Raw genomic sequence first — 7,562 nt, 5'->3', positions numbered from 1 at the left:
GTTTACTGATTAATACATTAAGTATATTGATCAGTATTTAGTTTGTACCACGCTCCAAAATACCTTATTTTGTCGTCCATTTTTCAAAGGAAAGCGACGACCTAGTGGCAAAAAAACCAATATCGCAACGCTAATTTTAAGCGATTAGTGTTACAGATTAGTGTTACAGTATGGACTTAGCCAAAGTCTGAAGCAAACGGGCAATTGTTGAAATAATGCCATTGCTGAAAGTTTTTCCATCCGTTAACACCCATGATTCATGATGATAACAAAACAAGGAAGAAGCCAATAAAGCCTATTCGCCTATATCAAAACCGATTATAAGTAGGTTTGCCGACACGGAGTTAATAACTGGGTATCGCCTAAGCAATATGAAAAGTCGTATGACCTAAATAACACTTTTATAGCAGTGAGTTTTGTCTAATACTTTGGCAAGGATAACTTGATTCACAAAATACGTTTTATGTTGGCAATTTACAAGGTGTCGGTCGAATTTATCCATAAACTTTTTAATCTGACAGACACAAAATAAAAACTAGTAGCTGTCAGATTAGGTTTGAGCTAACACAGGCAGATTACGTCAGAACTAACAAATCTAATTAACAAAAAGCAATATTTCTGCTTGAAATATTACTTTTTTATTTATTATTAACCTAAAAGCAATGCATCGTCAGTCACTTTTTCACCGCGTGTTTTTTCAAACATATCTAATAAATCGGTTACGGTTAATTTTGCGCGTTGTTCACCTGATACATCAAGTACAACTTGACCTTGATGCAGCATGACTGTTCGATTTCCATATTCCAATGCTTGTTTCATTGAGTGGGTTACCATCATCGTCGTTAAATGGTTTTTTGAAACAATTTTATCAGTCAGATCTAAAACAAACTGTGCTGTTTTAGGATCAAGTGCTGCGGTATGTTCATCAAGCAATAATATTTTAGAGGGTTTTAATGTTGACATTAACAAACTAATAGCTTGTCTTTGACCACCAGAAAGTAAACCCATCATATCCGATAATCGATTTTCAAGCCCTAAATTTAAAGTCGCCAGTTTTTCTTTAAATATTGATCTGATATTGTTATTAAGTGCTGAAGCGAGAGTAAAACGATGTCCTCGATTGTAAGCAATAGCCAGATTTTCTTCGATGGTTAAGTTTTCACAAGTTCCAACCATAGGATCTTGGAATACTCGTGCCACCATGCTAGCCCGCTTCCATGCTGGCCAGTGGCTTACATTTTGTTCATTGATAACAACACTACCTGAGTCAGCAAATAGATCTCCGCTAATTACATTGAGCAATGAGCTTTTTCCTGCACCATTACTACCAATTATGGTAACAAATTCGCCTTCACTAATTTTTAGGTTTAATCCTCGTAGCACATAATTTTCAATTGGTGTACCTTGATTAAAAGTTAATTGTAATTGTTCAACTTTAATCATGCTTATTTCCCTCTTCTTTTAGCGTGTTTTTTCAGTTGTTTTGGTACCACAAGAGCTAGCACAACCAATATTGCGGTAATCAGATTTAGATCCTCTGTTCCAACGCCGATTGTTTGTAGGAATTCATTGCTTAATGCAAAAGCAATAAATAAGCGATACAAAATAGAGCCTAAAATAACTGAAAGCATAACAAGCCAGATACGTTTTGTTGGAAAGATGCTTTCACCCAGGATAATTGAAGCAAGCCCGATGACAATTGTTCCAACACCAATGGTAATATCTGCGCCACCTTGAGTTTGTATAAATAACGATCCACCAAGTGCAATTAAGCCATTTGATATTGCCATACCGAGGATGGTTATTCCTCCAGTTGGTATGCCTTGGGATTTTGCCATTCGTTGATTGGTTCCCGTCGCTCTTAATGCTAATCCTATCTGGGTCTTCAAAAATAAATTGAGTAATGCCCAACACACAATGACAAATCCCAGCACCAAAAGCGGTTGTATAATATATTGATTACTGTAATCATCAGCAATAAATGGTGAAAATATGGTTTTGGCATCCAGTAAAGAAAGGTTAGGTGAACCTGCCATTCTTGGTGTTTCATCCATAATATAAGGTGCAAGACCTAATATTCTTAAATTAATAGAATAAAGCCCTATCATTACAATAATGCTCGAAAGTAATTGTAGAATATTGAGCTTAACATACAGTATGCCTGTCATTGCGCCAGCAAGGCAACCAGCAAGCATACCGAATAACGTCGCAATCCAAGGATCGATACCGATATAAATGCATAATCCACAAATTGCGCCACCAAGAGGGAAGCTGGCATCAGCCGTCAGATCAGGAAAGTCAAGTAAACGAAATGAGATAAATACACCTAAACTCACTAAGGCATAAATAAGCCCAATTCCAATTGAGCCTAATAAAAATTCAAAAGACATGAAAAAATCCATTCAAGTTAACCGCCAAAATGGCGGCATAGTTATAAAAGAGTAACATTATTTTTCGACAATTTTTGCCGCTGATTTCAATATATCATCAGATAACGTAACACCTTGGCGTTCAGCCGCCTTTTTATTTATCGTTAGTTGAGTAACATTGCCCACTTGTGATGGGATATCACCGGGTTTTTCACCATTCAGTATGCGGATAACAATTTTACCTGCCTGACGACCAAGATCATAATAACTCATTCCCAAAGCAGCAATCGCCCCACGTTCTGCTGATTCTGGGTTTGATGCTAAAAGAGGTATCTTGCTTTCGTTTGCTATTTTTACTAGCGCTTCATAGGCAGAAAACACATTGTTATCAGTCGTGGTATAAAACATATCAACTTTACCTTTTAAACTTCTTGCGGCTGTTGATATATCCGAAGTACGTTGAGCTGGGGCAGCTATTATTTTCATACCTCGTTTTTCTAACTTAACTTGTAATTGTTTTAGTATAATTGTTGAATTTATTTCACTTGGGCTATAAACATAACCAATATTTTTAGCATCAGGTTTAATTTTTAGCATCATGTCAATTTGAGCATCTAATGATAACGCATCAGACACCCCAGTTACGTTGGTTTTTGATGCATTCCAACTAGGAATTAATTTTGCTGCTACAGGATCGGTAACGGCAGTGAAAACAATTGGAATTTGTTTGGTTGTCGCAACTAAAGCTTGTGAACTTGGTGTCGCAATGCCAACAATAACATCAGGTTTGTTAGCTACAAATTGTTTAGCGATTTGCGCTGCATTAGCGCTACTACCTTGTGCACTTGCAAAGTGTAATTTTAAATTTTCGCCAGCAATATAACCGCTATCTTTTAGTTCATCCTCAACACCTCGACGAACATTATCTAATGCTGGATGTTCAACAATTGCGGTAATAGCCACAAATTTTTGCTCAGATTTAGGATCTGCTGAAGAGTTAAATACTGCCAATGATAAGCTAAGTAGCATAAAAAATTTTATAATAGAATTACGCATATGGCACTCCTGTAATATTTTATTTACAACTAAGATAAATTCCAAGCTACTATAAAGCAAATTTAGATAATTTTCTAGAGTTAAAAAATAGCTGTAAATGTAAACATTTTTTTACATTAAATGTTGATTGATGAAACTAAAGTACACTTTGTTGTGTGGATAAAATTTTGTTATTTTATTAGCCCGAGGCTGTCGGTAATATTATTGACCTTAAATTAATTATGTATAACCTAGCTCTTTGCCCACCGAAATGAGCAAAGTTTTGTTGGTTACAATAGATTGGAATTAATTATTAGTCTATGACTTTGTAAGCGGATTGGATAACTTCAGGAGACAATGTTACACCTTGTTTTTTAGCAGCACCAATATTGATGGCAAGACGTAATGATTGTCCTATTTCTGGAGCAATGTTACCTGCTTTTTCACCCTGTAAGATTCGAACAACAAGTTTGCCTGATTGGCGTCCCACATCATAGTAACTCATGCCATATGCGGCAACAGCGCCTCGTTCAATTGCATCAGGGAAAGAGGCTAACAGCGGGATTTTATTTTCATTAGCAAATTTTACTAATGACTCATAAGCTGAAACAACATTGTTATCGGTTGTTGTGTAGATTAAATCAACTTTTCCTTTTAATGTATTGACGGCAGTTGAGATATCAGCGGTTCGCTGAGCAGGTACCGCAACTAATTTGATATTTTGTTGCGATAAAAGTGCTTGTAGGTTTTTTAATACCACAGTTGAGTTAATTTCACTTGGGCTATAAATGTATCCTACCGATTTAACATTGGGTACGATTTTTTTTATAAAGTCGATTTGTGGCCCTATTTCTTGATAATCTGAAACGCCAGTGATGTTTGTACCTGTAGGTTGCCAGTTTTTAATTAACTTGGCTGCAATTGGATCTGTAATACCGGCAAAAACCACCGGGATCTGTCTGGTGGCAGCCGCAGTTGCTTGAGCACTCGGTGTGGCAATTGCGACAATAACATCAGGTTTTGCTGCGACAAATTGTCTGGCAATTTGTGCAGCAGTTGCGCTGCTGCCTTGTGCGCTTTTGTATTGAACCGTTAAATTTTCGTTTAACTTATAGCCATTGTCTGTTAATTCATCTTTAACACCATCACGGATTTGGTCTAAAGATGGATGTTCTACAATCGCGGTAATAGCGACATTTTTTATTGTATCTGCAAAACTAAAAAAAGGCGTAACTAAAAGAATTATCAGCGATAACAAAAAGCGTTTCATAATAAGAACTCACAAACTAGTACAATGGTGCCAGTTTAACTTTATCAAGCTAAAAAGTGAAGTTGTATTTTATTAATAAATGAGCTTATCAACGATAATATTGTAACAATAAACCATTCACCCAGCCGTTTTGCCGCTATTTTTATATTCATTAAGAAATCTTAATTTTTAGTTTTTTGTGTATTAATCTTGCTTTTGAGCAAATATAAACGGATTAACGCCACTTTTAGCAAAACCTTCTTCTTCTGTTTTTATATCTAAAATCAATGATGCAATATCATCAGCGATGACTTCAATATGGGGATCTTTATCTTGATCAAATATTTTTAAATAACTATGGCAAGTGTCACAACACTCCGTTTTAGTTGCTGCAAGTTCCTGTTCTAGTGACAGATATTGTATATCCTTCATATTATCGCAACAGGTGCACTTAATTCTAGGTACGTACCATTCACTTTCACATAAACTACAATGTAAATAGCGTAAACCACTGTGGCTACCTAATTGAATAACACTGGCTGAGGGCATGCTTTTGCAAACTGGGCACAACCAAAGTTTGTCTATATTTTCTGCGATGGCTTTGCCTTTGATTTGACTGGCCAGTTGGCAGTAGTAAACCGATAAAGCTGACCAAATAAAAATTGTTTCATCGCCATTAACTTGATCAAATTCACCTGTAAGTAAATGTATTGCTTTATTTTGCAACGCTTGAGAGCTATTTTTTTTTAGTTGCTCGATGACTAAAGTAATTTGCTCTGTTGTGTTGGCACATGAGTCCAACAATGATGCTAAGTAATCTTGCCACGTATTTGTAAGTGGTAAATTATCTAGGCTTAGCGGGGGATGCTCACTATTTAATAAACATGCTACATCAATATCTATAGGTTTTTGCTTGATTAAATCGGCTTGTTGTTCAACAATTTTTGCACAAAAGTTTAAATAATCGCTAATTGGGCTATTGTTTGCAAGGCTTTTCAAACGCTCGACTCGATGCGTATAAAGTGTTTTAGGTGATGGATATAAAAGTAATGGAATTTGCCGAATAACGGAGCTACTTGCTTGTTGTTCAAGTTGATCTTGAGGAATGATTTTTATATTCATTATAAATGCTCATTGATTGTGATTTTCGATTGTCACTGGTTTTTTGCTTTTAAAATAATACCGCTGATAGTAACTATCAGCGGTAAATACAATTAGAGATAGAGAGTGTTATCATGCTGGTTTATGTTTAACATCCGCTGATTCTACTTCAGACTTTGCTTTTGTATTGAGTTCATTTTGATAAATTTTATCCATTTCTTCTTCATACCAAGCCGAATGATTTTTGCGAGCCCAAGCTCGTGATACATAGCCTGTTATCATTCCTTTAATAGATCCTTTAACCCAAATTGCCATATAAGCATGACCAATAGCAAGTAAAATTAAGCCAATAGCAGCAAGCGAGTGAAAGAATATCGCAATACGCACAACTGGTATTGGAAAATAATCAGAAAAGTATCGTCGCCACATGATCATTCCAGTTACAAACAAGACCAAAATTAAGCTCATAATGCACCAGAATAAAAATTTCTGACCGACATTATATTTACCAATGGGAATACCTTCTTCTTTACCCATAATCACTTTTTTAAAGTTTTTTATCCATAACAGATCTTGTTTATTTGGAATATTATGATGAGCAAGTTTTAAAAACATAAACATCAGCAGTACAAAGACAATACAACCAATAATGGGATGTAATGCTCTGACTAACTGTGGAGTGCCGAGCACCAACCCAAATAATTTAATGGATGGGAAAAACAAGGATAGCCCCGATAGTGCCGTTAAAATGAAAAGGCAAACCATGCACCAATGACAGAAGCGAACAAGAAGAGGGGTTCTTAATATCATGTTTTGCTTATTCATGATGATTCTCCTGTTGTGACAATGGGGAACTATGTTTACGCCGAAAAATGGGTAAACCTAGGCGTTTTCGAGCTTGGTTATCGGCTTCTTTTTCTTGTTCAATGTCTTGTTCATCTACCTCAATTGCGCCCACTCCCATATAATGGAATAGTAAGCCGCCAAATGTTGCAATAAATGCTGCCGCCGATAGCGGTTTCCAAATACCTTTCCAGAATTTAACCACTTCGCTAATTTGCGGATCTTTAGGTAAGCCATGATAAAGTTCAGGTTGATCTGCATGGTGTAAAACATACATAACGTGAGTTCCGCCTACGCCTTGTGGATCATAAAGCCCAGCCTGTGCAAATCCCCGTTTTTTCAAGTCTATAATTCGATTCTCTGCATGGCGAATCATATCTTGTTTTGTACCAAAATGAATGGCGCCAGTTGGGCATGTTTTTACACAAGCAGGTTCTTGCCCAACTGCCACACGGTCTACGCATAAAGTACATTTATATGAATGATTATCTTCTTTACTAATTCGGGGAATATTAAATGGGCAACCTGCGACACAATAACCACAACCTATACAATGTTCAGATTGAAAATCCACAATACCATTAGCATATTGAATAATAGCACCTTCTGATGGGCAAGCTTTTAAGCACCCAGGATCAGAACAGTGCATACAGCCATCTTTGCGAATAAGCCATTCAAATTTGCCGTTAACTTCAACTTCTGAATATCGCATGACAGTCCATGCTTTGGGTTCTAAATCTGCAGGATTGTCATAAACACCAACGGTATTACCAACTTCAGCTCGAAGATCGTTCCATTCGCTACAAGCTACTTGGCAAGCTTTACAGCCAATGCACGTTGTCACATCAATTAATTTAGCTACTTCTTGTTGATAATCGCGAGCCCGTGGCGCTGGAGTTAATGTATTGGTTGCAGAGCGGCGAATAATATCTTGAGTTTGTAATGACATAATATAGTTTTCCTCC

At 36.6% G+C, this 7,562-nt stretch carries 7 protein-coding genes; all 7 read right to left on the bottom strand.

Annotation, left to right across the window (positions count from 1 at the left end; translation table 11 throughout):
- Positions 1-648: 648 nt before the first annotated feature.
- The 7 genes from A9G30_RS10880 to fdxH all read right to left on the bottom strand — a co-directional run bounded on the left by A9G30_RS10880 (position 649) and on the right by fdxH (position 7,546).
- Entirely contained in the window at positions 649-1,443 is a 795-nt protein-coding gene (locus A9G30_RS10880; protein ID WP_065567380.1) for an ABC transporter ATP-binding protein, read from the bottom strand.
- A 2-nt stretch (positions 1,444-1,445) separates the two neighbouring features.
- The gene (locus tag A9G30_RS10875; RefSeq protein ID WP_065567379.1) at positions 1,446-2,390 is read right to left on the bottom strand and encodes an ABC transporter permease; all 945 of its coding nucleotides are present in this window, start codon (positions 2,388-2,390) and stop codon (positions 1,446-1,448) included.
- Between the two features lie 57 nt (positions 2,391-2,447).
- Positions 2,448-3,425, bottom strand: coding sequence for an ABC transporter substrate-binding protein (locus A9G30_RS10870; protein ID WP_065583039.1), 978 nt, complete (start codon positions 3,423-3,425; stop codon positions 2,448-2,450).
- 292 nt (positions 3,426-3,717) lie between these two features.
- Complete coding sequence (locus A9G30_RS10865) at positions 3,718-4,674, bottom strand: ABC transporter substrate-binding protein (RefSeq protein ID WP_065567377.1); 957 nt, start codon at positions 4,672-4,674, stop codon at positions 3,718-3,720.
- A gap of 183 nt (positions 4,675-4,857) precedes the next feature.
- On the bottom strand, positions 4,858-5,775 hold the full coding sequence (fdhE, locus tag A9G30_RS10860; RefSeq protein ID WP_065588970.1) for a formate dehydrogenase accessory protein FdhE: 918 nt from the start codon (positions 5,773-5,775) through the stop codon (positions 4,858-4,860).
- 111 nt (positions 5,776-5,886) lie between these two features.
- On the bottom strand, positions 5,887-6,579 hold the full coding sequence (locus A9G30_RS10855) for a formate dehydrogenase subunit gamma (protein ID WP_065567375.1): 693 nt from the start codon (positions 6,577-6,579) through the stop codon (positions 5,887-5,889).
- Entirely contained in the window at positions 6,572-7,546 is a 975-nt protein-coding gene (fdxH, locus tag A9G30_RS10850) for a formate dehydrogenase subunit beta (protein WP_081295828.1), read from the bottom strand. The genes A9G30_RS10855 and fdxH overlap by 8 nt, the downstream gene beginning before the upstream one ends.
- Positions 7,547-7,562 lie beyond the last annotated feature (16 nt).

It is taken from the genome of Gilliamella sp. Fer4-1 (genome assembly GCF_001690515.1).
In the GTDB taxonomy this organism is placed as follows: Bacteria; Pseudomonadota; Gammaproteobacteria; order Enterobacterales; family Orbaceae; genus Gilliamella; species Gilliamella apicola_C.
This window is presented reverse-complemented; position numbering and strand designations above follow the sequence as displayed.